Origin of the sequence: Brevibacterium otitidis (assembly GCF_042429315.1) — a bacterium.
Classification (GTDB): domain Bacteria; phylum Actinomycetota; class Actinomycetes; order Actinomycetales; family Brevibacteriaceae; genus Brevibacterium; species Brevibacterium otitidis.
This window is the reverse complement of record NZ_JBHMAU010000075.1, coordinates 1-24,449: the sequence shown is the minus strand read 5'-3', so window position 1 is coordinate 24,449 and position 24,449 is coordinate 1. Positions and strand designations below refer to the sequence as shown.

33 protein-coding genes and 2 tRNA genes are annotated in these 24,449 nt (G+C 66.0%); 27 read left to right on the top strand and 8 right to left on the bottom strand.

The window, feature by feature from the left end:
• Positions 1-16: 16 nt before the first annotated feature.
• Complete coding sequence (locus ACFFN1_RS13115) at positions 17-532, bottom strand: MarR family winged helix-turn-helix transcriptional regulator (protein ID WP_376841253.1); 516 nt, start codon at positions 530-532, stop codon at positions 17-19.
• A 326-nt stretch (positions 533-858) separates the two neighbouring features.
• On the opposite strand from ACFFN1_RS13115, the gene sucC reads away from it, so the two are divergent.
• The 3 genes from sucC (at position 859) to ACFFN1_RS13100 (ending at position 4,460) form a co-directional block, all read left to right on the top strand.
• Positions 859-2,028, top strand: coding sequence for an ADP-forming succinate--CoA ligase subunit beta (sucC, locus tag ACFFN1_RS13110; RefSeq protein ID WP_376841252.1), 1,170 nt, complete (start codon positions 859-861; stop codon positions 2,026-2,028).
• A 24-nt stretch (positions 2,029-2,052) separates the two neighbouring features.
• A complete protein-coding gene (gene sucD, locus ACFFN1_RS13105) occupies positions 2,053-2,949 on the top strand; it encodes a succinate--CoA ligase subunit alpha (protein ID WP_376841250.1) in 897 nt (298 codons plus the stop codon).
• Between the two features lie 560 nt (positions 2,950-3,509).
• Entirely contained in the window at positions 3,510-4,460 is a 951-nt protein-coding gene (locus tag ACFFN1_RS13100; RefSeq protein WP_376841249.1) for an endonuclease domain-containing protein, read from the top strand.
• A 24-nt stretch (positions 4,461-4,484) separates the two neighbouring features.
• On the opposite strand, the gene ACFFN1_RS13095 is transcribed toward ACFFN1_RS13100, so the two are convergent.
• Positions 4,485-4,883: a universal stress protein gene (locus ACFFN1_RS13095; protein ID WP_376841248.1), complete on the bottom strand. Its 399-nt coding sequence runs from the start codon at positions 4,881-4,883 to the stop codon at positions 4,485-4,487.
• Positions 4,884-5,052: 169 nt separating this feature from the next.
• On the opposite strand from ACFFN1_RS13095, the gene ACFFN1_RS13090 reads away from it, so the two are divergent.
• The 4 genes from ACFFN1_RS13090 to ACFFN1_RS13075 all read left to right on the top strand — a co-directional run bounded on the left by ACFFN1_RS13090 (position 5,053) and on the right by ACFFN1_RS13075 (position 11,780).
• Positions 5,053-6,561, top strand: a complete 1,509-nt coding sequence (locus ACFFN1_RS13090; protein WP_376841247.1) for a class I SAM-dependent methyltransferase — start codon at positions 5,053-5,055, stop codon at positions 6,559-6,561.
• Between the two features lie 177 nt (positions 6,562-6,738).
• Positions 6,739-8,547, top strand: coding sequence for an N-acetylglutaminylglutamine amidotransferase (locus tag ACFFN1_RS13085; protein ID WP_376841246.1), 1,809 nt, complete (start codon positions 6,739-6,741; stop codon positions 8,545-8,547).
• Between the two features lie 20 nt (positions 8,548-8,567).
• Entirely contained in the window at positions 8,568-10,262 is a 1,695-nt protein-coding gene (ngg, locus tag ACFFN1_RS13080) for an N-acetylglutaminylglutamine synthetase (protein ID WP_376841245.1), read from the top strand.
• Positions 10,263-10,412: 150 nt separating this feature from the next.
• The gene (locus ACFFN1_RS13075; RefSeq protein ID WP_376841243.1) at positions 10,413-11,780 is read left to right on the top strand and encodes an osmoprotectant NAGGN system M42 family peptidase; all 1,368 of its coding nucleotides are present in this window, start codon (positions 10,413-10,415) and stop codon (positions 11,778-11,780) included.
• A 28-nt stretch (positions 11,781-11,808) separates the two neighbouring features.
• Here ACFFN1_RS13075 and ACFFN1_RS13070 read toward each other — a convergent pair.
• Together ACFFN1_RS13070 and bcp are read right to left on the bottom strand one after the other, a co-directional pair.
• A tRNA-Leu gene (locus tag ACFFN1_RS13070) sits at positions 11,809-11,890 on the bottom strand.
• A gap of 105 nt (positions 11,891-11,995) precedes the next feature.
• The gene (gene bcp, locus ACFFN1_RS13065) at positions 11,996-12,469 is read right to left on the bottom strand and encodes a thioredoxin-dependent thiol peroxidase (protein ID WP_376841242.1); all 474 of its coding nucleotides are present in this window, start codon (positions 12,467-12,469) and stop codon (positions 11,996-11,998) included.
• 192 nt (positions 12,470-12,661) lie between these two features.
• Between bcp and ACFFN1_RS13060 the strand changes: the two genes are divergently transcribed.
• From ACFFN1_RS13060 to ACFFN1_RS13050, 3 genes are all read left to right on the top strand, one after another.
• Positions 12,662-12,946, top strand: coding sequence for a DUF3618 domain-containing protein (locus ACFFN1_RS13060; protein WP_376841240.1), 285 nt, complete (start codon positions 12,662-12,664; stop codon positions 12,944-12,946).
• 35 nt (positions 12,947-12,981) lie between these two features.
• Entirely contained in the window at positions 12,982-13,275 is a 294-nt protein-coding gene (locus tag ACFFN1_RS13055; RefSeq protein ID WP_376841350.1) for a GroES family chaperonin, read from the top strand.
• 127 nt (positions 13,276-13,402) lie between these two features.
• A tRNA-Lys gene (locus ACFFN1_RS13050) sits at positions 13,403-13,475 on the top strand.
• Here ACFFN1_RS13050 and ACFFN1_RS13045 read toward each other — a convergent pair.
• A complete protein-coding gene (locus ACFFN1_RS13045) occupies positions 13,441-13,680 on the bottom strand; it encodes a helix-turn-helix domain-containing protein (protein ID WP_376841239.1) in 240 nt (79 codons plus the stop codon). The genes ACFFN1_RS13050 and ACFFN1_RS13045 overlap by 35 nt on opposite strands.
• 217 nt (positions 13,681-13,897) lie before the next feature.
• Between ACFFN1_RS13045 and ACFFN1_RS13040 the strand changes: the two genes are divergently transcribed.
• Positions 13,898-14,170, top strand: a complete 273-nt coding sequence (locus tag ACFFN1_RS13040; protein ID WP_376841237.1) for a helix-turn-helix domain-containing protein — start codon at positions 13,898-13,900, stop codon at positions 14,168-14,170.
• Between the two features lie 5 nt (positions 14,171-14,175).
• Here ACFFN1_RS13040 and ACFFN1_RS13035 read toward each other — a convergent pair whose 3' ends face one another.
• Together ACFFN1_RS13035 and ACFFN1_RS13030 are read right to left on the bottom strand one after the other, a co-directional pair.
• Positions 14,176-14,601, bottom strand: coding sequence for an HIRAN domain-containing protein (locus ACFFN1_RS13035; protein WP_376841236.1), 426 nt, complete (start codon positions 14,599-14,601; stop codon positions 14,176-14,178).
• Between the two features lie 27 nt (positions 14,602-14,628).
• Positions 14,629-15,015, bottom strand: a complete 387-nt coding sequence (locus tag ACFFN1_RS13030) for a hypothetical protein (protein ID WP_376841235.1) — start codon at positions 15,013-15,015, stop codon at positions 14,629-14,631.
• A gap of 307 nt (positions 15,016-15,322) precedes the next feature.
• On the opposite strand from ACFFN1_RS13030, the gene ACFFN1_RS13025 reads away from it, so the two are divergent.
• The 10 genes from ACFFN1_RS13025 (at position 15,323) to ACFFN1_RS12980 (ending at position 21,153) form a co-directional block, all read left to right on the top strand.
• Positions 15,323-15,787: a BRO-N domain-containing protein gene (locus tag ACFFN1_RS13025; RefSeq protein WP_376841234.1), complete on the top strand. Its 465-nt coding sequence runs from the start codon at positions 15,323-15,325 to the stop codon at positions 15,785-15,787.
• Positions 15,777-15,926: a hypothetical protein gene (locus ACFFN1_RS13020; protein WP_376841233.1), complete on the top strand. Its 150-nt coding sequence runs from the start codon at positions 15,777-15,779 to the stop codon at positions 15,924-15,926. Before ACFFN1_RS13025 ends, ACFFN1_RS13020 begins: the two co-directional genes overlap by 11 nt.
• Positions 15,913-16,098: a hypothetical protein gene (locus ACFFN1_RS13015; protein WP_376841232.1), complete on the top strand. Its 186-nt coding sequence runs from the start codon at positions 15,913-15,915 to the stop codon at positions 16,096-16,098. The genes ACFFN1_RS13020 and ACFFN1_RS13015 overlap by 14 nt, the downstream gene beginning before the upstream one ends.
• The gene (locus ACFFN1_RS13010) at positions 16,095-16,283 is read left to right on the top strand and encodes a helix-turn-helix domain-containing protein (protein ID WP_376841230.1); all 189 of its coding nucleotides are present in this window, start codon (positions 16,095-16,097) and stop codon (positions 16,281-16,283) included. The genes ACFFN1_RS13015 and ACFFN1_RS13010 overlap by 4 nt, the downstream gene beginning before the upstream one ends.
• Entirely contained in the window at positions 16,280-16,627 is a 348-nt protein-coding gene (locus ACFFN1_RS13005; RefSeq protein ID WP_376841229.1) for a hypothetical protein, read from the top strand. Before ACFFN1_RS13010 ends, ACFFN1_RS13005 begins: the two co-directional genes overlap by 4 nt.
• Entirely contained in the window at positions 16,617-16,793 is a 177-nt protein-coding gene (locus ACFFN1_RS13000; RefSeq protein WP_376841228.1) for a hypothetical protein, read from the top strand. The genes ACFFN1_RS13005 and ACFFN1_RS13000 overlap by 11 nt, the downstream gene beginning before the upstream one ends.
• The gene (locus ACFFN1_RS12995; RefSeq protein ID WP_376841227.1) at positions 16,774-17,109 is read left to right on the top strand and encodes a hypothetical protein; all 336 of its coding nucleotides are present in this window, start codon (positions 16,774-16,776) and stop codon (positions 17,107-17,109) included. The genes ACFFN1_RS13000 and ACFFN1_RS12995 overlap by 20 nt, the downstream gene beginning before the upstream one ends.
• An 11-nt stretch (positions 17,110-17,120) precedes the next feature.
• The gene (locus tag ACFFN1_RS12990) at positions 17,121-17,882 is read left to right on the top strand and encodes a hypothetical protein (protein WP_376841225.1); all 762 of its coding nucleotides are present in this window, start codon (positions 17,121-17,123) and stop codon (positions 17,880-17,882) included.
• Between the two features lie 36 nt (positions 17,883-17,918).
• On the top strand, positions 17,919-18,587 hold the full coding sequence (locus ACFFN1_RS12985) for a hypothetical protein (protein ID WP_376841224.1): 669 nt from the start codon (positions 17,919-17,921) through the stop codon (positions 18,585-18,587).
• Between the two features lie 115 nt (positions 18,588-18,702).
• Positions 18,703-21,153: a phage/plasmid primase, P4 family gene (locus tag ACFFN1_RS12980; protein ID WP_376841223.1), complete on the top strand. Its 2,451-nt coding sequence runs from the start codon at positions 18,703-18,705 to the stop codon at positions 21,151-21,153.
• A 2-nt stretch (positions 21,154-21,155) separates the two neighbouring features.
• Here ACFFN1_RS12980 and ACFFN1_RS12975 read toward each other — a convergent pair whose 3' ends face one another.
• Positions 21,156-21,479: a hypothetical protein gene (locus ACFFN1_RS12975; RefSeq protein ID WP_376841222.1), complete on the bottom strand. Its 324-nt coding sequence runs from the start codon at positions 21,477-21,479 to the stop codon at positions 21,156-21,158.
• 309 nt (positions 21,480-21,788) lie between these two features.
• On the opposite strand from ACFFN1_RS12975, the gene ACFFN1_RS12970 reads away from it, so the two are divergent.
• The 6 genes from ACFFN1_RS12970 to ACFFN1_RS12945 are packed head-to-tail and all read left to right on the top strand — an operon-like array spanning position 21,789 to position 24,222.
• On the top strand, positions 21,789-21,995 hold the full coding sequence (locus ACFFN1_RS12970; RefSeq protein ID WP_376841220.1) for a hypothetical protein: 207 nt from the start codon (positions 21,789-21,791) through the stop codon (positions 21,993-21,995).
• A complete protein-coding gene (locus ACFFN1_RS12965) occupies positions 21,989-22,393 on the top strand; it encodes a hypothetical protein (RefSeq protein WP_376841219.1) in 405 nt (134 codons plus the stop codon). Before ACFFN1_RS12970 ends, ACFFN1_RS12965 begins: the two co-directional genes overlap by 7 nt.
• Positions 22,377-22,892, top strand: a complete 516-nt coding sequence (locus ACFFN1_RS12960) for a RusA family crossover junction endodeoxyribonuclease (protein ID WP_376841218.1) — start codon at positions 22,377-22,379, stop codon at positions 22,890-22,892. Before ACFFN1_RS12965 ends, ACFFN1_RS12960 begins: the two co-directional genes overlap by 17 nt.
• 40 nt (positions 22,893-22,932) lie before the next feature.
• Positions 22,933-23,871 carry a hypothetical protein gene (locus tag ACFFN1_RS12955; protein ID WP_376841216.1) on the top strand — a complete coding sequence of 313 codons (939 nt, stop codon included), beginning with the start codon at positions 22,933-22,935 and terminating at the stop codon, positions 23,869-23,871.
• Complete coding sequence (locus tag ACFFN1_RS12950) at positions 23,858-23,989, top strand: hypothetical protein (RefSeq protein ID WP_376841215.1); 132 nt, start codon at positions 23,858-23,860, stop codon at positions 23,987-23,989. Before ACFFN1_RS12955 ends, ACFFN1_RS12950 begins: the two co-directional genes overlap by 14 nt.
• A complete protein-coding gene (locus ACFFN1_RS12945; RefSeq protein ID WP_376841214.1) occupies positions 23,986-24,222 on the top strand; it encodes a hypothetical protein in 237 nt (78 codons plus the stop codon). Before ACFFN1_RS12950 ends, ACFFN1_RS12945 begins: the two co-directional genes overlap by 4 nt.
• Positions 24,223-24,449 lie beyond the last annotated feature (227 nt).

The following is a 24,449-nucleotide window of genomic DNA, read 5'->3' as shown; positions in this document are numbered from 1 at the left end:
CCTCGGCGGTGGGCGATCACGGGGCAGGGTCGGCGGTGGTGCGCGAACCGGACTCGAAGCCGGTCGACAGGGCACGCAGCAGCTCGGTGAGCTTGCGCTTCTGCGCAGCGGTGAGGGCGGCGAGGAGATCGGCCTCATGGACGAGCAGGTCGGCCATGGCATCATCGACCTTCTGCTTGCCCGCCTCGGTGAGCGTCACGAGGATCGAGCGGCGGTCCGTGGGATCCGGCCGGCGGGAGACCCAGCCGACTTTGACGAGGCGGTCGATGCGGTTCGTCATCGTCCCCGAGGTCACCATCATCTCGCTGATGAGGCGGGAGGGGGAGAGCTCATAGGGCTCACCGGCGCGGCGCAGCGCAGAGAGCACATCGAAGGCCCAGACTTCCAGCCGGTGCTCGGCGAAGGTGGTCTTGCGCGCCTTGTCGAGCTGCTTGGCCAAGCGCGAGACCCGCGAGAGCACCTCCATCGGGGCGACCTCGAGATCGGGGCGCTCGCGCCGCCATGCCGCTACGATCCGATCGACTTCGTCCATGTGCTCCATTCTACTGCGATAGAGACGACGTCAAGATACTTCCCGGCAAAGCATCTTGATATCAAGGCACCGGCCGTGCGAGGCCGGAGCGTCAGCACAATCGCACCCTGCGAGTGAGATCTGCAGCACGTGCGGTGTGGCCAAACCGCGGAAGCCTACTAAAGTGATGAATGGTCGACATGTGCTGAAGCAATGCCAGCCCGGCGGTCTACGCGCAGGCGAGGACCACCTCGGCGGCGGCGCCTCAGCCACCCGCAGAAGGAGCACCGGACGCACGGGAACACCTCGCGCCGGCCGGGGCACCAACACTGACGTTAGGAACTCACGTGGATCTTTTTGAATATCAGGCCCGTGACCTGTTCGAGAAGCACGGTGTGCCCGTGCTCGCCGGACGGGTCGCCGAGACCCCGGAAGAAGCCCAGACCGCAGCAGAGGAGCTGGGCGGGGGAACCGTCGTCGTCAAAGCTCAGGTCAAGACCGGCGGCCGCGGCAAAGCCGGCGGCGTCAAGCTCGCGAAGTCCCCGGAGGACGCACGGGCGAAGGCTGAGGAGATCCTCGGCCTCGACATTAAGGGCCACACGACCGAGAAGGTCATGATCGCAGAAGGCGCCGACATCGCCGAGGAGTACTATTTCTCGATCCTGCTCGACCGCGCCAACCGCTCCTACCTGGCGATGTGCTCGAAGGAGGGCGGCGTCGAGATCGAGACCCTGGCCAAGGAGCGCCCCGAGGATCTCGCCAAGGTCGAGGTCAGCCCGCTCACCGGCATCGATGAGGCCAAGGCCGCCGAGATCGCCGCTGCCGCCGGCTTCGAGGGCGAGGATGCGCAGAAGGTCGCTGCGGTCTTCACCACGCTGTGGACCGTCTACCAGCAGGAAGACGCCAGCCTCGTCGAGGTCAACCCGCTCGTCAAGACCGGCGACGGGAAGATCATCGCCCTCGACGGCAAGATCACCCTCGACGACAACGCTGACTTCCGCCATGAAGACCACGCGGCGCTGCACGACATCAGCGCTGAGGATCCGCTGGAGCTCAAGGCCAAGAAGTTCGACCTCAACTACGTCAAGCTCGACGGTGAGGTCGGCGTCATCGGCAACGGTGCGGGACTCGTCATGTCGACCCTTGACGTCGTCGCCTACGCCGGTGAGAACCACGGCGGAGCCAAGCCGGCGAACTTCCTCGACATCGGCGGCGGCGCCTCGGCCGAGGTGATGGCCAACGGACTCGACGTCATCCTCGGCGATGACCAGGTCAAGAGCGTGTTCGTCAACGTCTTCGGCGGCATCACCGCCTGCGACGCGGTGGCCAACGGCATCGTCAAGGCCCTGGAGATCCTGGGTGACGCCGCCTCGAAGCCGCTCGTCGTGCGCCTGGACGGCAATAACGTCGACGAGGGCCGCAAGATCCTCGAAGACGCCAACCACCCGCTGGTGACCCTGACCGACACGATGGACGGCGGCGCCGACAAGGCAGCCGAACTCGCCGCCAGCCGCTGATCCCATCCGAAAGGCTTAAGAATCATGTCGATTTTCCTCCACTCCGACTCGAAGATCATCGTGCAGGGCATCACCGGCGGCGAAGGCACCAAGCACACCGCCCGGATGCTCGCAGCCGGCTCGCAGATCGTCGGCGGCGTCAACGCCCGCAAGGCCGGCACGACCGTTAAGCACACGGACAAGGACGGCAGCGAAGTCGAGCTGCCCGTCTTCGAAACCGTCGCCGAGGCGATGGAGAAGACCGGTGCGGATGTCTCCGTGGCCTTCGTGCCGCCGGCCTTCTCGAAGGATGCTGCCTTCGAAGCCATCGATGCCGGCATCGGACTGCTCGTCATCATCACCGAGGGCATCCCGGCCCAGGACTCCGCGCAGATCTGGGCGCACGCCTGTGAGAAGGGCAACAAGACCCGGATCATCGGCCCGAACTGCCCGGGCATCATCAGTCCCGAGCAGTCGCTGGCCGGCATCACCCCGGCCAACATCACCAACCGCGGCAAGATCGGCCTCGTCTCGAAGTCCGGCACGCTGACGTACCAGATGATGTACGAGCTGCGCGACATCGGCTTCACCACCTGCATCGGCATCGGCGGTGACCCGATCATCGGCACCACACACATCGATGCACTCGAAGCGTTCCAGAACGACGACGAGACCGAAGCCATTGTGATGATCGGTGAGATCGGCGGCGATGCTGAGGAGCGTGCGGCCGAGTACATCAAGGCCAATGTTACCAAGCCGGTCGTCGGCTACGTCGCCGGCTTCACTGCGCCCGAGGGCAAGACCATGGGCCATGCCGGCGCTATCGTCTCCGGCTCCTCCGGCACTGCCGAAGCGAAGAAGGAAGCGCTCGAGGCCGCTGGCGTCAAGGTCGGCAAGACTCCTTCGGAGACTGCCCGCCTCATGCGCGAGCTGCTTGAGTGATGGTGCCTGCGGTGTATGGCGCCTGGCTGTCTGCGGCCTCGGGTGAACGGCTGAGCGCAGGCAGGCGGTGACCCCACCGCTCACCTGAACCTGCATCTGCGGGCTCTGGTCATGACGACCAGGGTCCGCAGTGCTGTGTGCGGGCGTCTGCAGTGCTGTGTGCGGGGTCTGCAGTGCTGTGTGCGGGGGTCTGCAGCCTCTTTCGGTGGGAAAGGGGTGGCTGCAGCTGAGTTTCAGCGTCTGTGGCCGAACCGGGCGGACGGATGGCTGGTCACAGGCGCCTCGGGAGACGCCCGTCCTGTGCGCAGTGGCCTGTGGGAAAAGAGTGTTCAAACTTCGATGGTGAAAAGGCACTTTCACCATCGAAGTTTGAACACTCTTTTCTCGCGACACCGCTCCAGCCGCGCTTACGAGCCATTTCGCTGACTCTCAGCCGCCCCAGCGCTGCCCTCAGCGTCGCACAGCACCGCCGGCTCGCTCCCCGCACGCCGCATCTCTCACTATCCACAACCCGCACGAGGGACTCGATCCGCTCGCGCCCCGGTGCCGACACTCGCAGCATGAGCGCACAACCCGAACAGAACGAACCGCCGGAGCTCGAGCTTCTGCGCATGCCTGTTGCCACGTCCTCTGCTGCCGGCAGGGCCATCACGGAGTTCGCCAAGTACGGCAGCCGGAACCGACTCTCCACTCGCTGGTATGGCGCGATCGCTGACCCCTCGCAGCCGCTGCTGCCGCCCGGGCCCGCATGGGCTGATGACGCGTGGTACCGCCTGCGACATGACCTGGCGTGTGTGAGTGCCGCGCGCCCAGAGGCGATCGGCAGCCAGGTGACAGCGGCTCTGCTGCGCGGCTGGCCGATCCCCAGGCGGCTGCTGTGCTCCGAGCTGACGGTGACGGTGCCGAAGAAGAAGCTCATCCGGCGTGCGGGAGTGCGCATCATCCGCTCCGACCGCTACGACCCGCACTCGATCTACAGCGTCCGCCTCAACCGCGGCGACTATGTCCTCTACGAGCTCGCGCGCGTCCTCGATATCGGTGAGCTGATCTATGTCATCGACGCGATCTGCGGGACCTGGAAGACGAACCCGGTCACCACGGTCCAGCGGGTACGGAAGGCGACGGAAGCCACCCGCGGCATCATCGGCAAGCAGAAGCTGCTGGCCGCGCTCGGCCTCGCACGCGACAGGGTCGGCTCACCGCGGGAGACGCAGTTGCGACTGGCGATCGTCAGAGCCGGTCTGCCGGAGCCGGTGGTCTGCACGCCGATCCAGCTGCCGCGCGCCGCGCAGCTCTACCATCCGGATCTCGCCTATCGCGGGGCCCGCATCGCCATCGAATACGAAGGCGCCCACCACCGCACGGATGACTGGCAGTGGAACCACGATATTGAGCGCGAACGGGCCTTCCGCACCGCCGGCTGGGAGTACTTCCGCGTGACGAACAGGACGCACATGCCGGACTTTCTCGCCGAACTCGCCGCCGCTCTGAAAGAGCGGTCCGGCAGCTGATCCGCACCGGCTGACCGCCCGCCCTTACTTCTTCGCCTTGACGGACACGACCGGCACCTCGGCGCCGAGGATGATGCGCTGCGCGGTCGAACCCATGATGAGCTTGCCCACCAGCGAGCGCTGCCGGGAGCCGATGACGATCATCCGCACCTCAGGGGTCGCCTCGGCGAGGGCGAGGATCTCCTCGACCGGGTCGTTGCCGCGCAGAAACTGCTTGAGCTCCTGTCGGATCCCAGCGGCGTCAAGCTTCTCGCCGAGCGCCTTGAGGTCCTCAGCCGAGGCGATGCCCTTCTCCTCGCGCGCCTCACCCACACCGGCATTGAGCACGAGCAGACTGTCGTTGAACGCCCGGGCCTGCTCGATGCCGAAGTCTACGGCAGCCATGCCTTCGGGGCTGGGGGTATATCCGACAAGAATGGTCATGCGTGCTGGCTCCTCTGCGCTTGCCTTCGCCATCAGATCTGCGCGAAAACGTCCTGCTCACAAGCCTATCGAGCGATCCCGGCGAACAGAAGAGTCTGGTCGGTCACATGTCCGCTCGCCACAGTCGCCTCGCCGGCCGAACCGCCGCGGCATCTCTAAACTGGGGCGCATGGTGCAGTCACTTCTGCCGGCCGCCGCGCCTCATCGCGCGGCCCTGCGCGCCGCCTTGGGTCCCGCCGCCGAGGCGGTGGCCCGGTTGTGGCCGGAATGGCCGGTGGGCTTCGGGCCCTCGCGTCTGGTGAGTGAGTATCTGCTCGGCCGCAGCAGCGGCTGGCTCGACATCTCCGGCCGGCCCGCCGCCGAGGTGTCCGATGGTCCCAGCGCAGCGCCGGCTGCCGATCCCGCGTGGGTGCAGCGGCCGCTCGTGGTCATCGATGATGAGGACGGCACGCTGCTGCTGGCTGGCAGCTTCGGCGGCGCTGAGGTGCGCGCGTACTGGGATGATCTGCGCAATAAGCGGCGCAGCCTTGCAGCCGCCGCGGAGCTGGCAGCCGCTGGCATGGAGTCGCTTACCAGAGGGATGGAACCGCTCGCCAGTGGGGTGGTCTCCGCTCCCGAGGCGCATCTGAGCGCATTGCCGAGGCGCGCGTTGTTTCCGCCCGGCTGCCGGGTGGTGCTGGCGGCGCCGAAGGCGAATGCGGCGCTGCGCGAGTACCTGCAGGCCGCTGCTGGAGCGGCGGCTGAGGTCATCGTCGTCGGTCGTGAGAAGCATATGAACCCATCGATCAATGCTGAGCTGGCCGAGGTGTTCGAGCGCGTCGATGTGTCGCCCGGCTTGGCGAAGTGCCGGCTTATCATCGGCAGCGGTCCGCGGGACCGCGCGGCTGAAACGCCGGAGACCGACGCCGCGCACAGGGGAGAGACCGGCGCCGCGCACAGGGGAGAGACCGGCGCCGCGCACAGGGGAGAGACCGACGCCGCAGACACAGGAGAGGCCGGCGCGGCCCCGGTGCTGCCGCGGACCGATGCGCGGCCGCTGCGCGTGCCCGGCGCTGCGCCGGTGCAGGTTGCAGCGTATGGCGCCTGCTATGGCGGCACCCAGATCGACCGCGGCACCGATGCGCTCATCGGCAGCCTCCTGGAGCACCGGGACGAGCTGACCGCAGCGGCGCCGCACAGCGCAGTGGCGAGACCTGGTGCAGCCCCAGAAGCCGCAGACCCGACGGTCGTCGATCTGGGCTGCGGCAATGGCTGGCTGCTGGCCAATGTCCGCGCCCTGCTCAACCCGGCCACGAGCATCGGGGTCGATGTGTCGAAAGCCGCGCTCGCCTCGGCGGCGGAGACCCTGGGCGCACACGCCGGCGGGACGGCAGCAGGTCTGCAGCTCCTGCTCGCCGATGCCGCTGACGCCAGCGAGCCGGCGCTCGCCCCGCTGTCCGGCAGCGCCGACCTCGTCGTGCTGAATCCGCCGTTCCACGCGGGGCATACGATCGAGACCGCGACGGCGCACGCGATGATCGGCACCGCGCATCGGCTGCTGCGTCTCGGCGGGCGGCTCGTGTGCGTGTACAACTCCCACCTCGGGTACCGGGCGGCGATCAACCGGACGTTCGGCGGCAGCCGGCAGTGGGCACGCGACCGGCGGTTCACCGTCGTCACCGCCCAGCGCCGCACGTGAGGTGCCCGCGCCGCGGCACATGTGCCCCCACGTGAGGCACCCGACAGCGCCGCAGACGCCCCACCGCCTCGGCGGCGGTTGCCGTCATCTCAGCGCGGCGTCGCGCAGTTCCGGGGCCGGGGCGCCCGTTGTATAGGATGAAAGCAGTGCAACCTACCGTGAAGGATGTGAGCCGGTGTGAGCGGCATCTGCGGACAGATCTCCACAGCCCAGACATCACATGCGGACGCGAAGGCCGCTGTCGACGCGATGACCCGCGCGATGGCCGGCCGTGGACCGGACGGTGAGGGCCTCCTCGATGAGGGGCGGGTGGTGTTCGGCCACCGGCGGCTGGCGGTCATCGATCTCGGCGAGAACGGCGCCCAGCCCATGCGCGATCCCGATGTGCGCATGTCGATCGTGCTCAACGGCGCCATCTACAACTACCGCGAGCTGCGCGAGGAGCTGCACGGCCTCGGCCATAGCTTCCGTACCGCATCCGACACCGAGGTGGTCCTCAAGGCCTTCGCCCAGTGGCGTGAGCAGGCCCTCGACCGCCTGCAGGGCATGTTCGCCCTCGCCATCCATGAGGAGGACACCGGCCGGGTGTTCCTCGCCCGCGACCGGATGGGTGTGCGCCCGCTCTACTACGCCGAGGTGGGCGGCGCCTTCCGCTTCGCCTCGACTCTGCCGGCGCTGCTGGCTGCCGGGGGCATCGACACCCGGATCGACCTGGTCGCCCTCAACCACTACATGACCTTCCACGCTGTCGTCCCGGCGCCGTTCACCATGCTCGCCGGGGTGCGGAAGCTGCCGCCGGCCACCTATCTGTGGATCGAGACCGACGGCGCGCAGACGCAGACCCAGTACTGGGAGCCGCGCTACGGCACCCCGGCTGAGAAAGCCGACTGGACCGACACCGACTGGCAGGATGCGATCCTCGACAGCCTGCGCACAGCGGTGCGCCGCCGGCTGGTCGCCGATGTGCCGGTGGGTGTGCTGCTCTCCGGCGGCCTGGACTCCAGCCTCATCGTCGGGCTCATCGACGAATCCGGCCAGCAGGACATCGAGACCTTCTCGATCGGCTTCGAATCCTTCGGCGGCGAAGAGGGCGATGAGTTCAAGTACTCCGACATCATCGCCGAGCATTTCAACACCAGCCACCACCAGCTGCGGATCTCCACCGAGCGGATGCTGCCGGCCCTCGACGAGGCGATCGGCGTCATGAGCGAGCCGATGGTCAGCCACGACGCCGTCGCCTTCTACCTGCTGAGCCAGGAAGTCGCCAAGCACGTCACGGTCGTGCAGTCCGGGCAGGGCGCGGACGAGGTGTTCGCCGGCTACCACTGGTACCCGCCGATGTACGAGGCCGGGGAGGACGTCGAGGCCGCGCTCGCCAGCTACCAGCAGGCGTTCTTCGACCGCAGCTATGAGGAGATGGGCCAGCTCGTCTCCGCGCAGTTCATGGCCGGCTCAGACGTCTCCACCGAATTCGTCGACGCCCACTTCCGCAGCCCGGGCGCGATCTCGGGCATCGACCGTGCCCTGCGCCTGGACACGACGATCATGGCCGTCGACGACCCGGTCAAGCGCGTCGACAATATGACGATGGCCGCCGGTCTCGAGGCGCGCATGCCGTTCCTCGACCACGACCTCGTCCAGCTCGCTGCCGAATGCCCCGCACGTCTGAAGACCGCGCAGGAGGGCAAGGGCATCCTCAAGGAGGTCGGCCGCCGGGTCATCCCGAGCGAGGTCATCGACCGGCCCAAGGGCTACTTCCCGGTCCCGGCCCTCAAGCATCTGCAGGGCCCGTACCTGGAGAAGGTCCGCGAGGCGATCTCCGGGCCGGTGGCCCGCGAGCGCGGCCTGTTCCAGCCGGCCGCTGTCGAGGCGCTGCTCGCCGCCCCGAATGAGAACCTCACCCCGCTGCGCGGCAACCGTCTGTGGCAGATCGCGCTGCTGGAGCTGTGGCTGCAGAACCACGGCATCACCGGCCCGGCCGTCTGAGCCGGCGGCAGGAGCGAATCATGAAGCACGATGTCATCCAGGAGCTCGGCTGGGGCCGGCTCGTTTTCGGCCAGACCTTCTCCGAGATCGAGGAGATCGGGCGGGTGCTGCGCGATGAAGCCGGCGGCACCCGCGACATCTGCATGTACCTCAGAGACCCGCATGTGCTCGTGGCGCTGCATCCGGAGGAGTACTTCATCGACCCGAGCCACACCTACCGGCTCGATCTGGAGAACCGCTTGCCGGATCCGGTCGAGGTGCCCGGGGTGCGGGTGCGCCCCATCGAGACCGAGGCCGACTGCGAGGCGATCAACCGCATCTACGTCACCCGCTCGATGGTGCCGGCCGATGTCAGCGTCATCTGGGACAACCACCGCAATGTCGACGCCATGCACTACCTGGTGGCCGAGGACGAATCGACCGGCGAGATCATCGGCACCGTCACCGGCGTCGACCACTCCGAGCTGTTCGACGATCCGGAGCGCGGCTCCTCCCTGTGGACGTTGGCCGTCGACACGACGAGCGGCCACCGCGGCCTCGGGAGGTTCCTCGCCGCCGCGCTCGCCCGGCTGCTCGCCGAACACGGCGCGGAGTTCATGGATCTGTCGGTGATGTGGAACAACGACGCGGCCATCAGCCTGTATGAGCGCATGGGCTTCGAACGCCAGGCGATCTACGGCGTCAAGCGCAAGAACGCCATCAACGAGCAGCTCTACGCCCAGCCGCGCATCGAGGGCCTCGACGAGCTCAACCCGTATGCGCGCATCGTCGCCGATGAGGCCACCCGGCGCGGCATCCGGGTGAGCGTGCTCGACGCCGACACCGGCTACATCCAGCTCGAGTACGGCGGCCGCACGGTCATCACCCGCGAATCGCTGTCGCAGTACACCTCGGCGGTGGCGATGAGCCGCTGTGAGGACAAGCGGGTGACCCGCAAGATCGTCGAAGCCGCCGGGGTGCGCGTGCCGCAGGGCCGCAACGCCACCTTCGATGAGGACGATGTCGACTTCCTCGACGAGCACGGCCCGCTGGTCGTCAAGCCGGTGCGCGGCGAACAGGGCGCCGGCATCACGATCGGGGTGCAGACGGAGAAGGAGCTCAAAGAGGCGCTCGCACGCGCCGGGGGAGAGGGCACTGAGGTGCTCATGGAGGAGTTCTGCGCCGGCGAGGATCTGCGCATCCTCGTCATCACCGGCCGGGTCGTCGCCGCTGCGATCCGGCGGCCGGCCGCGGTCGTCGGCGATGGGAAGACCCCGGTCGCCGAGCTCATCCGCAAGCAGTCCAAGCGCCGGGCCGCCGCCACCGGCGGGGAGTCGAAGATCCCGCTCGACGAGACCACCGAGGCGACCGTGCGCGAGGAGGGCTACAGCCTCGACGACATCCTCGAACCGGGCAAGCGTCTGCAGGTGCGCCGCACCGCCAATCTCCACACCGGTGGCACCATCCACGACGTCACCGAGCGGCTGCATCCGGAGCTCGCGAAGGCCGCGATCACCGCTGCGCAGGCCGTCGACATCCCGGTCACTGGCATCGACCTGCTCGTCCCGGACGTCGAGGGCCCCGACTACGTCTTCATCGAGGCCAATGAGCGCCCCGGCCTGGCCAACCACGAGCCGCAGCCGGTCGCCGCGGAGTTCATCGACTACCTGTTCCCCAACTCCAAGCGCACCCCGTGGGCATGGGAGCCGGTCAAGCCGGCTGATCCCGCCAACTGAACCGCCCTCCGCGCCCGAGGCGGCGGCTGGGCGAGTGCCGGGTGCGGGCTTGGAACCTGCTCCGGAGTGCGGAACGCCCTGTGCCTCAGCTGCCGCAGCGGCTAAAGTGTCAGGCGTCCCCGTGGGATACGACAGAAGGAGGAGCCCGCAGTGCAGCAGGACGAGACCGCAGGCGCATATAACGTTTCCGAACTCGGCAAAGACAACATCACCGGATTCACGGAGCTGACCGCCGGTGACATCGACCAGGAGTGGATGCTCGACATCCTCTTCCGGCTGCTGCGCACGCCCTCGCCCTCCGGCCGCACCGATGCGGTCATGCAGTTCATCGGCGATATCGTCGCCGACCTCGGCCTGCCCGCCCAGCTCACCCGCCAAGGTGCGCTCATCGTCGAGCTGCCCGCCGCCTCGGGCGCGGAAGCCGGCGCGACGGACGAGCCCACGGACTTCCACGAGGAGATCGCCGCCGAACGCTGCGTCGTCGTCCACGCCGACACGATCGGCTGCATGGTCTCGCACCTCAAGGACAACGGACGGCTGTCGGTCGTGCCGGTCGGCACCTTCTCCTCCCGGTTCGCCGAGGGCGCGCGCGTACAGATCATCACCGAGTTCCCCGATGTCGTCTACACCGGCACGATCCTGCCGCTCAAGACCTCCGGCCACGCCTACGGCGACGACGTCGACACCCAGGCCGTCAGCTGGGAGGAGGTCGAAGTCCGCGTCGATGAGGACGTCAGCGACAAAGCAGGTCTCACGGAGCTCGGCATCGAGGTGGGCAACACGGTCGCCCTCATGACGAACCCCTCGATGTCGAAGTCCGGCTACATCAACTCCCGCCACCTCGACGGCAAGGCCGGCGTGGCGATCGCGCTCGCGGCAGCCAAAAGCGTCATGGAGGGCGAGCTGAAGCTGCCGCACAAGACGACGATCCTCGTGACGATCTTCGAGGAGGTCGGCCACGGCGCCTCGGCCGGGGTGTCGCAGAACGTCGCCGAGCTCGTCTCGATCGACAATGCGGTGTGCGCGCCCAACCAGAACTCGGTGGAGCGCGGGGTGACGATCCCGCTCAAGGACATGCACGGGCCCTTCGACTACCACCTCACCCGCAAGCTCATCCGGCTCGGGCAGAGCCACGGGCTGGAGGTCGCCCGCGACATCTTCACCTTCTACCGCTCCGATGTCGCCGCCGCGCTGGAAGCCGGTGCGGGTGCGCGTGCGGCGCTCATGGCGTTCGGCCTCGACGGCTCGCACGGCTGGGAGCGCTCGCATGTCGACTCGCTCATCCAGTGCGCGAAGCTGGTGACGCTGTGGCTGCAGACCCCGCTGACCATGGAGCAGTGGGATGAGCACCGGCTCGGCGAGCTGCGCCATTTCCCGTCGCAGCGGCAGCCGGCGATCGCCGAACGGGTCGGCCACCGGCAGCATGAGGGTGCGATCAGCAATGTGCCCCGCTACCGCGGCGCCGATGAGCCGGCGGATTCCAACAGCATCAGCCCGGAAGGCTACGACGGGCAGTGAGCGGCGGAGCGGCCGCCTGAGAAAACGGTGCGCGAGGAGGGACTCGAACCCTCACGTCCGCAGACACTGGAACCTAAATCCAGCGCGTCTACCAATTCCGCCACTCGCGCAGAGCCATCTCAGCTTAGACCAGCTGCGTGCGCGGGCGCGAACCGGTCGGGCGGCCGGGGGGCGGCGGGCCGCCGCGGGATGCCGGGCCCGAGGCGGTGGCCGGGTCAGTCGGCGTCGATGCCGAGCTGCCTGCGCAGCCGGGCGACGTGGCCGGTGGCCTTGACGTTGTACTGGGCGAGCTCGGCGGTGCCGTCGGCGTCGACGACGACGGTGGAGCGGATGACGCCCTGGACGACCCTGCCGTAGTTCTTCTTCTCGCCGAAGGCACCCCACTCGGTCATGATGGACTTGTCGGCGTCAGACAGCAGCGGGAAGTTCAGCGACTCCTTCTCCACGAAGGTCGCCAGCTTCTCCGGCTTGTCCGGGGAGATGCCGAGCACCTGCAGGCCGGCGCCCTGGAGCGCAGCGAGCGAATCGCGGAAGTCACAGGCCTGCGTCGTACAGCCGGGGGTCATGGCGGCAGGGTAGAAGTAGACGACGACGCGCTGACCGCGGAAGTCCGAGAGGCTCACTTCGGAGCCATCGGCGGCGGGCAGAGTGAAATCAGGGGCGGTGTCGCCGACCTCAAGACGGGGCATGCTCATTCCTTTCATCGGGTCCGGGCTCGCGTCGGGGCGAGTGCCGGTTCCACCATATCCGGCGCGAACCGGTAAGCTCTAGGCAGAGACAATGATGTGGGACGACGACACACGGCAGCATATGCCGCGCGCCGCCTGGGCATCTGCCGGTCTCCTGCACGCCAGCCCCTTCGTGAGTGAGGAAGCATCCTGATGAGCAGCAATGTCTACACCTCCGACGTGACCGTCGACAGCGCCAGCAAATCCCAGCTCGAAGAGTCGATCCGGCTCCGCGAACAGCGCCTGGCTGCCAACATCGACGAGTTCGTCGGCCGGGTGCACCCGCGTGCGCTCGCCAGCCGTGCCGCCGACAGCGCGAAGTCGGTCGTCGTGCACGACGACGGCTCCGTCAAGGTCGACCGCGCGGCCCTCATCGGCGGTGCCGCGCTCGCTGCCGCCGCTCTCGTCACTCTGTTCGTCCTGCGGGCCAACCGCTGACCGTGCCCCAGCAGACGTCTTCGCTGCCGATCCGCATGCTCCACGATCGGCTCCTGGTCGAGCCGGATGCGGAGCTCGGTGAGCGCACCTCGGCTGCCGGCATCGTCATCCCTGCCACCGCCGAGGTGGGCAAGCGCCTGGCCTGGGGCACTGTCGTGGCCGCCGGCCCGCACGTCCGTCAGGTGCAGCTGGGCGACACCGTGCTCTTCGACCCGGAGGAGCGCGCCGAGGTGGAGCTCGAGGCCACGACGTACATGCTGCTGCGTGAGCGTGATGTCCATGCGATCTCGGAGGATCACGCCGCCGAATCGACCGGCCTGTACCTCTGACCAGGGCTTTTGGGGTGCCGTTCGGGGCCGATTCGAGCTGCTGCGCGTGAAGCGTGACACATTTTCGGCTCAAGCGCCGATCTGATTTTGCAACCCGCGGACGGGTGTGTAGAGTAGATTCTCGTTCGCACCTCTAGCTCAATTGGTAGAGCAACTGACTCTTAATCAGTGGGTTCCGGGTTCGAGTCCCGGGGGGTGTACGACTCCCGAAGAGCCGCCGTCCGGTCCAACCGGACGGCGGCTTTCTGCGTTTCCGGTAAAGAGGTAATCAGCGCTGATGCCGATGACGGACTCGATGAGGTCGAGGTCGTCGAGTGTGAACGGAGTCGAGCCGTTGGCGCGTCGACCCACCCACGGCTCCGGCTTATGGACGAGGCGGGCGACTTCGGCCTTGCTCAGCTGCATCTCGGCAATTGCGCCACGGAATCGCCGCGCTACGGCGGCGGCACGGCTCTCGCGGGATGAACCAGAAATCACTGTCATACTCATGGTGTCAGTATATAACGCTGGATGATAGAGCGCAAGGTCAGGAGACCGATCTACCTGCTGCTGCGATAGGTTCTGACGCGCCGAGATAGACTATGGCTTGCGACTAACGAAAAACGTTAGTACCGTTCATTGCATGACGGAAACAAACAAGCAGTTGATAGCCGCGAACGTGCGGGCCGAGCTCGCACGGCGCTCCATATCGGTCGCTGACCTAGCTAGGCAGGTCGGAATGACCGAGATGTCGATGCATCGTCGCGTCACCGGAAAGATCGACTTCCGAGCCTCTGAGCTCATGGAAGTCGCCGAGACTGTAGGCGTTGATGGCGGCATCTTCTTCCGCCGATCGCCAGCCGAGCTCGCCGCTGGCGCTCGCCCGGGCAACGACGGCCGGGAGGTGGCGTCATGACCGCGCTACGTGAGCTTCGGAGGGAATACGGTGATCTCGGCGTCGTCGATCTCACCTCCGTCACCGTAGAGCCGGGTGATGACCGCGTTGAACTTCACACCCCGATCCATGACGGGCGCGTACTGCGTGGCGAGCGTGGCGGGCATGTAGCCCCACCGCAGGCGCCCTGCCGGCCCGATGATCGCGACGGCGTTCGGGTCGTAGGCGTTCCTGGGTTCGCGGATGAGTCGCACTCGGGCACCGACGGCGAGCTGCGCGGCGGCGACCTCGGCGGGGTAGGCGAACATGCCGGCGACCTCGAAGGTGCGACGTACTCGGGTGAAGTCGGTCAGCTGGGACCGTTGCCTCTTGACGTCGCGGCGATCGATGGCGCGTTGGCGTTCCAGATGCTTTTTGGTTTCTCGGAAGGACTTCCGCAGTTTCTTGAACACGAAGGGTCTCCTATGGGCTCGCCGGGCTCATTCTTCAGTCGCATCTGCGTCGGGTCGCAGGAACTGCTTCGCGAGTTCGTCATTGGCGATCGACTGCTCGACCGGAATGTGGACGATCTCGCCGATCCGGAGGAGCTCCGAGATGCGCTTGACTTCGTCCTCAGACTTCGGCGGGAACTTGCCCTGGGAGTACATGAAGTGAATAGGCCGGTCGGGCGTCAGAAAGAAGTGGCGCTCGACGTTGCCTTTGGAGCCAGCGACATGAAATGTGACCTGACCGCCCAGGCCGGTCATGGCGAAGTGCTGGAACAGCGCGTGATGGAGTGCACGCATCACATCGTCGCGGTACCCGATCACGATGCCGTCGGTGGTGCTGTCGCCGATGACGATGCACGCAAGCCGTTTGCTGGACATGGTTCTTCCCTTTCGGGTTACGGCGCTGCCCGTGTAGCAGCACCTGTGGCAACGGGAGCAGCGGACACTGCTGCCGTTGGGGACACCTTAAGGGAGGGCGCGGACATGGCTCCCGTCGAGTCAGCGGTTGAGCGTCCGTGCGGGTCGTCGGAGTCGACACGGGGATGCGACTCGGGCGGCTGAAGGGTGGGGCCGGGCGCGGGTGTAAGGGGAAACCCCGCGTCCGGTCTCACTACAGGAAGTAGGGAAAAAGGAAACGCCCTCGGCGGTGGAGCGCCGAGGGCCACGGTCCAAGAAAGGACACGAGATGAAGAATCTCAGGATCTTCGACTACCAGGATACACCGGTGCGCACGGTCGAGTTGGATGGTGAGCCGTGGTTCGTGCTCGCCGACCTCGCCAAGGTCCTCGGCATCGCATCGCCAGGACGCTTGGCCGCCCGCCTCGACGAGGGTGTGCGTCAGACGCACACCCTTGGAACCGCCGGCGGCGCACAGCAGATGACGATCGTCTCGGAGGCCGGCATGTACGAGGTCGTCATCCGATCGGACAAGCCCGAAGCGGTGAAGTTCCGCCGCTGGGTCACAGCGGAGGTTCTGCCGACGATCCGCAAGACCGGCAGCTACGGTACGCGCCCAGCGCTGACCGAGGACGAGATCGTCCATCAGGCCCTGCAGATCCAGGGTCGACGTCATGACCGCCCTGACTGTCCTCACTCTCGGCGTCGCCTGGCTGTCCCTGATCGCCACGATCCTCACCGTCGTGTTCGCTGACGGGCTGGCCCGCGGCATCGACCGGCTCACCGACCGCGTCAACCTGTGCGAACGAGCGATCGCCACCAGCCGGCACGTCGCATACGACGACACCGACCACACGTTCAAGACGAGGAGCCTCACCGATGACGAAGTATGAAGCCCGCCGCCTGTCATTCCTGTGGCTGCCGATCGTCGCAGCCGGCGCGATCATCAACGCGTGGTCCTACACGATCACTCTCACCATGAACGGCCTCACGCTCGCTGGTGTCACCCTCATCGCTGCAGGGACGCTCGCCGCGGCAATCGATCACGACCGAGGCCGACCATGACCGCCGTGCTGTCCCGGCTGCTGACCGCAAACGAAGTCGCCGAGCTCCTATCCGTACACCCTCGCACAGTGCACCGGCTGCGCAAAGACGGTCTGCTGCCGGCAGTGGCGATCTTCGGAACCTGGCGGTACGACCCAGCAGACATTCGACGCTACATCCGCCAGCAGAAAGGAACCACCCCATGAACCACCTCGTAAGCGACCTCCCGCACACCGACCAGCAGAACAGAGCAACCGCGGCGGCGATCGCCGGGAAGATCATCAACAGCAACGAGCTCGGCCACTACCTGTGCGTCGAGCGCCGATCTGAGTCCGGACAGCAGCTGTTCGACGGTGGGAACACCGAGACAGTGCGCACACCATGTGTCTCCGACGAGCTGATCGAGCTCGCCGAATACATCCTCCACGGCACCAACGACGGTGACGGCCCAGACGACGGTGAGCGTGATGATGCACCGGCATCGGTGGCTGAGCGGACGGTGTCGGAGTTCACGAAGGCGTTCGACAAGCTGCTCCCCGATGTCGCCTGAACTCCAGCCTCGCAGCGTCCTAACCGAAGAGTTCATCGAACGCCTCGCGCTCGAACACGCCGCCTGTGAAGCACTGCGGGAAGGCAACCTCACCACTGCACAGATCCTGGCCGAAATGGCCACACCCACTCGGAAGGAAACCAACGATGACCACGACGACACATGAGCAGGCCGAGAAGAACGCAGCCGCCTACATCAGCCTGCAGGCGAAAATCGCTGAGCTGAACGAGCAGCTCGACGAGATCAAAACATGGTTCGCCACCCACCTGCCCGAAGGGAAAACCGAGACCAGCGCTGGCAACATCACCGTCTCCCCCAACCGCCGGCTCAACACCAAGAAATTCCTCGAGAACTATCCCGTCGTCGCCTGGCCGACGTTCTACAAGACGACACCGGACACGACGGCGATCAAGAAGGAACTCGGCGAGAACGAATACCACCGGTACTGCACGTCCGGCACGCCTCGCGTCACCGTGAAATGACTGCCCCCATCATGTTGACGACTGACGAAGCACAAGATGTGCAGGACACCCTCCTCGGTGTCATCCAGGCGGCGATCGCCGCGCATCCGAGGTCGCTGCAGAAACGCATCGGCCCCTCCGAGATCGGGATCCCGTGCGACCGGTGCCTGGGCCACAAGCTCGCCGGCACACCAGCCGACGAGACAGGCCCGGCATGGAAGCCGGCTGTCGGCACCGCGGTGCACGCACAACTCGAAGAGTGGTTCACCACTGCCTCAGCTGCCGGTGACTTAGAGGGCCAGTTCGAGTGCGAACGCACGGTCACAGTCGGGACGATCGCCGGAACCCCGATCACCGGGTCATGTGACCTGTGGATCCCAGGGCTTGGGGTCGTCAACGACTGGAAGGTCGTCGGACCGAAACAGCTCACCAAGTACCGCCGGCAGGGCCCGTCCGCGCAGTATCGGGTGCAAGCGCACCTGTACGCCCGGGGTTTCGCCAACGCCGGCGAGACACCGCAACAGGTCGCGATCACGTTTCTGCCCCGCGACGGGGAACTCGGGCTCACACACTTCTGGACCGAACCCTACAACCCGGGCCTCGCCGAGGCGGCACTCGCACGGGCGGACAGGATCGCCCTCAACGTCACCGCCATGCAGACCATCAGCGACGAAGCGGCCCTCGACTGGATCAACGGGCTGCCAGCAGACCCGGACTGCTACTCGTGTCGCCGGTTCCCCGGCGCACCCCAGAAACCTGTCGCCGAATCCACGGCGGCACTGCTCAACCTCTGAGCACCCAACCAAAGAAAACACACAAAGGAGACAGCTATGACATCGATTGCAGACATGCTCGCTCAGACCGGTGGGATCTTCGCGAAATGGCCGACCATCGGCACAACGTATGCCGGTGAGATCACCGCCAACCCTGAGGTCAGGCAGCGCCGCGACATCGGCACCGGTGAACCACTCACATGGAAGGACGGCAACCCGCAGCAGGAGATCATCGTCACCATCAAAACTGAGCAGCGTGACCCCGAGAAGGCTGACGATGACGGGACCCGGAAGGTCGTCATCAAGGCGTGGGGGCCGCAGATGAACGAACTCAAACGTGCCGTGCAGGCCGCCGGCGCTACTGACCTGCAGGTCGGTGGAAGGTTCTCGATGACCTACAAGGCTGACGGGCAGGCATCGAACCCGGGGTTCAACGCCCCGAAACTCTTCGAGATGCGCTACGAGGCCCCCTCGGCGACTGCGGGCATGTTCGCCGGCAGCCAGGCCGCCCCGCAGCCGGCATCACAGTGGGGACAGCAGCCCCAGGCCGCCCAGCCCCAGGCGCCAGCACCGGCACAGCAGCAGCCTGCAGGTGATCAGGCGAGCGGCCCGGACAGCAACGTCAACAAGGCCAGGCAGCTCATCGGCCTCGGCCTCGACACCCCCACCATCGCCCAGGCGACCGGCCTCGACCAGAACGTGATCGAAGCACTCCGCAACGCCTAAACGGCTAACAGCCCTGACCGGAACCGGCCGGCACTACCGGGGGATCAAGCCCCCGGCAGGGCACCACACCAGTCCATGCCAGCCACCCCACACGCAGGAAGGGAAACCACCACAGGTGAACCACATCCACACCACCGCCCACGAACTCCTCACGGCTGGCATCGCCCCCATCCCCGTCCGCACCGACGGCACCAAACGACCGGCCGTCACATGGAAGTCCTACATGCAGATGATGCCGACCCCCGACGAACTCGACACCTGGTTCAGCGAGCCCGATGCCGGCCTCGGCGTCATCACCGGTGCCATATCCGGCAACCTCTACATGATCGAAATCGAAGGCGCCCACATCGACCGGCTCACCGAGCTGCGCGACACCGCCGAAGCGTCCGGACTCGGGCAGCTGTGGCAAACAATCTCTACCGGCTGGGTCGAGCAATCACCCTCTGGCGGCATCCACTGGATGATCCGACTCACCGAGCAGCCGCCCGGCAACCGGAAACTCGCCCAAACCGCAGACCGGGCCGTGATCACCGAAACCCGCGGCGAAGGTGGCTTCGTCGTCGTCGCACCCACCACCGGCCACGCACACGCTTCGGGCAAACCATGGACGCGCCTCGTCGGCAGTCCCGCAACCGCGCCGACACTCAATGCAGGTGACCTTGAAGCTATCGAATCCGTCTTCGCCTCGATCAACGAGCACTTCCCCACCATCATCGACGCACCCAAACCTGCCGTGCCGCACAACCCCGACATCGACGGGCTGCGCCCCGGCGACGACTTCAACCAAACAGCCGACTGGCGGGACATCCTCACCGGCTGGGAACCAGTCAAAACATTTCCCGGTGGGGCGATCGGGTGGCGGCGGCCCGGCAAGACCGGGCCCGGCATCTCAGCGACCACCGGCCGCAACCCCGCCGACAACCTCTACGTCTTCACCTCATCGACAGAGTTCGAGACCGAGAAAGCCTACTCGAAGTTCGCCGCCTACACGCTGCTCAACCACGGAGGCGACTACAGCGCGGCCGCCCGCGACCTCGCCAAAAAGGGATACGGACGGCAGGCGCCGCGACGGGAAGTCACGATGCGCCCGGCCGGCGACACCACCAAGCAGCTGCTCGACCTCACACCTGCCAGTGACGGCACCGCCGCACTCGCCCCACAACCCAAACCTGCCGGCAACATCGTCGCAATGCCGATCCGCACCATCACCACCCTCACCGACAAAGGCAACGCCGACCTCCTCATCCATCGGCACTCCCACGAACTGCGCTATCTGCCCGAACACGGGCGCTGGCTCGCCTGGGACGGCACCCGCTGGAAAACCCAAACCGATGACAGCAAAGCGGTCGAGACCGCCTGGAACGTCGTCGAATCCATCAACCCAGATGATGACAAAGAGCTCGCCAAACACCGACTCAAAAGCCTTTCCCGTCGCTCGTTAGAGGCGATGACTGGTCTCGCCCGCCGTGACAGCCGCATCCGGGTCACCGCCGACGACCTCGACGCCGACCCCGACGCGCTCAACACCCCCACCGGGATCGTCAACCTCACCACCGGTGAAACGACACCCTGCACACCGGACGCGCTGCACTCCAAGATCACCGCCGTCGCACCCGAACGCCAGGACACACCGTTGTGGGACCGGTTCCTCGCCACCACCTTCGCTGACGATCGTGAGCTCATCGCCTATTTGCAGAGGCTGATCGGCTACGCCGCCACCGGACGGGTCATCCACCACATCCTGCCATTCCTCCACGGCGCCGGCGGCAACGGCAAATCCGCGTTCCTCGACACCTGCCTCGCACTCCTCGGCGACTACGCCACCGTCGCTCCCGATGACTTCCTCGTCCAAGGCAAAGACCAGCACCCCACCGAACTGGCCGACCTGATGGGCATGCGCCTCGTCGTCTGCTCCGAGCTCAACCCCGGTCAGAAGTTCGACGAGCGCAAGGTCAAGAAGCTCACCGGCGGCGACCGCGTCAAAGCCCGCTATATGCACCAAGACTTCTTCACCTTCGAACCCAGTCACACGCTGTTCCTGATGGGCAACCATCAGCCCACCGTCGCATCTGGTGGCGGTGAATCATTCTGGCGGCGGCTACGCCTGCTGCCCTTCACCCGCGTCATCCCACCAGAAGAGCGCATCCCTGGCCTGTCGGAGCGGATGGTCGCAGAAGAAGGGCCCGGGATCCTGCAGTGGATCATCGACGGTGCGCTCGCCGCCACCGCTGGTGGACTCGCAGATCCCGAACGCGTTCTCGCCGCCACCGAACAGTACGCGGCCGAGGAGGACTCTCTCGGCCGGTTCATGAACGAGCACGTCGAGATCGTCGCCAACGAGGATGCGCGGGTGTCGACGAAGGCGCTGCGGATGATCTACACGCGTTGGTGTGGTGAGGAAGGTGAGCGGCCGTTGAGTGCGCAGGTGTTCGGGCGTGAGATCCGACAACGGTTCGGAGTCGAATCGACCCGGTCAAACGGGAAACGCTTCTACACCGGTCTCGTGCTGCTCGACACCGATGAGCTCACCGACGAGGAAGTCGCCGCGCATTGGAGTGATCGGTGATGTCACATCAGTTTCACACCGAGGCAGTAGCGGATGCCGTTCGACCTGGCTTTCGTGATCTCAGGCATGTCGTTGAGGGCTCGCCCGAACATCTGGCGGGAGCCCCGGCGGATACCCTGCTCGTCACACCAGTCGACGTAGGCGAGGTAGAGGTCGGAGCTCGTTTCACGGCTGTTCGGGCGGTGGACGGTGCGTGCTGCGAGGAAGTCGCGCAGCTCGGTTCGGGCGTCGGCTCTGGCTTTCGAGGCGTCGTTGGATCGGGTGTTCGGCTGCAGGTCGGCGATGTGGTGACCGCAGCGTGGGCAGTGGACTGTCGAAATACTCATAGTGCCAGTATATCAGACCCTCACCGGCACCTGTCACTTGCCTGTGGAAAATTCAGTGACCGCAGTGACCAACCAGTGACAAGAGAAAAAACACTTGGTCACTGCCAGAACAACATATCTGACCAGCACAAACGCTCTCACAGTGACCACAGTGACCATATTTCCGGAAAGGTACGCCAAACACGCGCACGTACGCGTAGGCGCTCACGTACGCATGCATACGCACATCGCGAAGACAGTTTTTCTAAACCTGGGCACTGTGGTCACTGCGGTCACTGCCACCAGTTCCCGACGAAAGGACGAACAACCATGCCGAACCGATACGCCTTCCACACCGCAAGCGGTGAACTGCTGAAGCAGCTCGTCCACCTCGAACGTTCAGGAGCAGACCAGGAAACCCTCACCGCCGTTTACGACAACATCATCAGCAACATCGACCGCCACGCCGAGGACATCAGCACCTGGCTGTCCCAACACTGCCAATGCCGACGCCACGAACGAGAACGCTCATGCTGACACCGGCCTGGCTGCACAAGTGGCTCAACAACCCGAAACGAAAGCAGTCCCGCCGCGGCGTCAAACTCGGCCGCTGCGGCCACTGCCGACAGACAGTCCTGACAGGCGACGACGCCGACTGGTCGTCCTTCCGCGTCACCGTCGACCCCACCACCCTCAACCGCGACCAGGAGATCGCCTGCATCATCACCGACCGCCGCACCTACATGCTCGAAAACCACGCAGGCGCACCCGAACTCCACCAGCGCACACACTGGCACACAGCCTCACACCCACCAGAGAGCACCCCGGTCGTCCCAACCCACAAGTGCGGGGCCCGCTTTCCCACACCAGACCCACAACCCGACCTGACCACACGCAGCCTGATGATCGGAGACAACGATGAACCACCCTTCTGACCCCGCCCCGCTGGCTTGGCCTGAACGGTTCGAACTCACCGTCAACGGCATCCCAGCCCCGCAGGGATCCAAGCGCCACATCGGCGGAGGCCGCATGATCGAGATGAGCAAGAAGCTGCCCGCCTGGAGGAAAGTTGTCATCGAAGCAGCCCAGGCCGAGGCCGGCCCCGAATGGGAGGCGATGACGCCACCACTGCGGGCCAGCCTGCACGTGCTGTTGCCGCGACCGAAGAAGTCCAAGCACCGCGGGCCGTGGTCGCCTCCTGATCTGGACAAGCTGCAGCGCGCTATCGGTGACGCTCTCGAACAGGCCGGGGTGATCGTCGATGATGCCGGGATCGTCGAATGGCACGCCCGCAAAGACTGGACCTTCGAAGACGGCCAGCCGGGAGCATTCATCTCTGTGGAACGGATCCCGAACCGGGTCGAACCGTTCATACACCACCACCAGACGCACGAGAACACGCCTAGGAGCGATCAGAATGCCGACAACGACTAATCACCCCAACCAGACTTACAATCGCGTCACACGCGATTCTGTGGCCTCTGGGCGTGTGTTCGAAGACTGCAAGTGCCCCCGCACCACACACCTCCACGGACAGCGAGTCACCTACGTCCACCACGGATGCCGGTGCGCCGACTGCACCGAAGCCGCCCGCCTGTACGAAGCGAACCGGCGCCGGCAGCGCCTCTACGGCCGCACCGACCTCGTCGACGCCGAACCCGCCCGCCAACACCTGCGCAACCTCTCCGCACAAGGCATGGGCTGGAAGCAAGTCTCCAAGATCGCCGGCATCCCAGCCTCGACACTCACACATCTGCTGTGGGGGAAGTATCCGCACGAACCCGACCACCCCGACCACAGGCCACCGCGCCGGCAGATCTACAAGACCACCGCGCAGAAGATCCTCGCCGTCACCCTCAAACCCGCAGCCAACACGGCCGTCGACGCCACCGGCGCTCGCCGCCGCGTCCAAGCCCTCGTCTATGTTGGCTGGTCGCTGCGGCAGATCGCCGACCAGGTCGGTGTCGACCGGCAGCGCATCGACAGACTCGCCCGGAACACGACCGAGACGACGAGCGTTGAGACCCGCGATCTGATCGCCGGTTTCTTCACCCGAGCGTGGCAGGCACCAGACGACCAGGTGCCAGCGGCCTCGGTCACCAGAGCGAAACGACTGGCCCGCCAACGCGGATGGCTCCCAGCCCTGGCGTGGGACGACATCGACGATCCGGACGAGCAGCCAGATGTCTCCGCGCTGCGCATCGGCGACTCCACGATCACTGAACGCATCGACGACCTCGCTGAGCTTGCCAGACTCGGCCACACCTGGAACGTCTCGACGGTGAAACGGGCCGGCTGGGGGTCACTGGCGGCGGCGGAACGTGCGCTGTGCCGGCACGGTCGAGCGAATCTCATCACCCGATTGAAGAACAACGAGTATGACAACGGAAGGAATCATCATGTGGCTGTTTGACCAGATCATCACCGCCCCGGCCCGTGCGTGGGCGTGGATTCTCGACCGGCGACACGACCGGCGACGGCATCGTGAGGCCCTCCGCCGTCAGCTGCGAGCAGGGAAGTACACGCCGTGAAGGACAAGACGATGAGTGACCTGCGGGGGATCTGGCGGAACGATCACGGAGGGATACTGCGCGTCACTCACCCGTTCACCGGCAGTCTCGGCGGATACGCCGTGCTCGGGCACGTCTGGGTCGCACTGCCCGAGGGCCGCTTCGGCAGGGCCGCATGGCTGGTCACCGAGGACGGCCTGAAAACAGGCGGATACCAACGGATTGGAGAGAACGATGAGTGTGATGCGAGGTAGTTCCGACCGGCTGATATGCGACGTGCGGGCGTGTCATCAGACATTCTGGGCCGGGTCAGTGTTCCACGCCGAGACGACCGCCGCCACGGAGAGGCAGGCTGAGGTTGCCGGATGGTGGGTGTCTGTCGCGCGTCAGACTTAGTGGCAGGGCCGTTATGTAGGTCCTGAAGGAGAGTCAGACATGGGTAGACCACCCTCGATTCCGGCGGAGAAGAAGACCCGGATAG

Bases quoted from the DNA above. Each gene is read 5' to 3' on its own strand.
- ACFFN1_RS13115 (WP_376841253.1), bottom strand. From the start codon at position 532: ATGGACGAAGTCGATCGGATCGTAGCGGCATGGCGGCGCGAGCGCCCC.
- sucD (WP_376841250.1), top strand. From the start codon at position 2,053: ATGTCGATTTTCCTCCACTCCGACTCGAAGATCATCGTGCAGGGCATC.
- ACFFN1_RS13100 (WP_376841249.1), top strand. From the start codon at position 3,510: ATGAGCGCACAACCCGAACAGAACGAACCGCCGGAGCTCGAGCTTCTG.
- ACFFN1_RS13095 (WP_376841248.1), bottom strand. From the start codon at position 4,883: ATGACCATTCTTGTCGGATATACCCCCAGCCCCGAAGGCATGGCTGCC.
- ACFFN1_RS13090 (WP_376841247.1), top strand. From the start codon at position 5,053: ATGGTGCAGTCACTTCTGCCGGCCGCCGCGCCTCATCGCGCGGCCCTG.
- ngg (WP_376841245.1), top strand. From the start codon at position 8,568: ATGAAGCACGATGTCATCCAGGAGCTCGGCTGGGGCCGGCTCGTTTTC.
- bcp (WP_376841242.1), bottom strand. From the start codon at position 12,469: ATGCCCCGTCTTGAGGTCGGCGACACCGCCCCTGATTTCACTCTGCCC.
- ACFFN1_RS13060 (WP_376841240.1), top strand. From the start codon at position 12,662: ATGAGCAGCAATGTCTACACCTCCGACGTGACCGTCGACAGCGCCAGC.
- ACFFN1_RS13055 (WP_376841350.1), top strand. From the start codon at position 12,982: ATGCTCCACGATCGGCTCCTGGTCGAGCCGGATGCGGAGCTCGGTGAG.
- ACFFN1_RS13045 (WP_376841239.1), bottom strand. From the start codon at position 13,680: ATGCAGCTGAGCAAGGCCGAAGTCGCCCGCCTCGTCCATAAGCCGGAG.
- ACFFN1_RS13040 (WP_376841237.1), top strand. From the start codon at position 13,898: ATGACGGAAACAAACAAGCAGTTGATAGCCGCGAACGTGCGGGCCGAG.
- ACFFN1_RS13030 (WP_376841235.1), bottom strand. From the start codon at position 15,015: ATGTCCAGCAAACGGCTTGCGTGCATCGTCATCGGCGACAGCACCACC.
- ACFFN1_RS13025 (WP_376841234.1), top strand. From the start codon at position 15,323: ATGAAGAATCTCAGGATCTTCGACTACCAGGATACACCGGTGCGCACG.
- ACFFN1_RS13015 (WP_376841232.1), top strand. From the start codon at position 15,913: ATGACGAAGTATGAAGCCCGCCGCCTGTCATTCCTGTGGCTGCCGATC.
- ACFFN1_RS13010 (WP_376841230.1), top strand. From the start codon at position 16,095: ATGACCGCCGTGCTGTCCCGGCTGCTGACCGCAAACGAAGTCGCCGAG.
- ACFFN1_RS13005 (WP_376841229.1), top strand. From the start codon at position 16,280: ATGAACCACCTCGTAAGCGACCTCCCGCACACCGACCAGCAGAACAGA.
- ACFFN1_RS13000 (WP_376841228.1), top strand. From the start codon at position 16,617: ATGTCGCCTGAACTCCAGCCTCGCAGCGTCCTAACCGAAGAGTTCATC.
- ACFFN1_RS12995 (WP_376841227.1), top strand. From the start codon at position 16,774: ATGACCACGACGACACATGAGCAGGCCGAGAAGAACGCAGCCGCCTAC.
- ACFFN1_RS12990 (WP_376841225.1), top strand. From the start codon at position 17,121: ATGTTGACGACTGACGAAGCACAAGATGTGCAGGACACCCTCCTCGGT.
- ACFFN1_RS12985 (WP_376841224.1), top strand. From the start codon at position 17,919: ATGACATCGATTGCAGACATGCTCGCTCAGACCGGTGGGATCTTCGCG.
- ACFFN1_RS12975 (WP_376841222.1), bottom strand. From the start codon at position 21,479: ATGAGTATTTCGACAGTCCACTGCCCACGCTGCGGTCACCACATCGCC.
- ACFFN1_RS12970 (WP_376841220.1), top strand. From the start codon at position 21,789: ATGCCGAACCGATACGCCTTCCACACCGCAAGCGGTGAACTGCTGAAG.
- ACFFN1_RS12965 (WP_376841219.1), top strand. From the start codon at position 21,989: ATGCTGACACCGGCCTGGCTGCACAAGTGGCTCAACAACCCGAAACGA.
- ACFFN1_RS12960 (WP_376841218.1), top strand. From the start codon at position 22,377: ATGAACCACCCTTCTGACCCCGCCCCGCTGGCTTGGCCTGAACGGTTC.
- ACFFN1_RS12950 (WP_376841215.1), top strand. From the start codon at position 23,858: ATGTGGCTGTTTGACCAGATCATCACCGCCCCGGCCCGTGCGTGGGCG.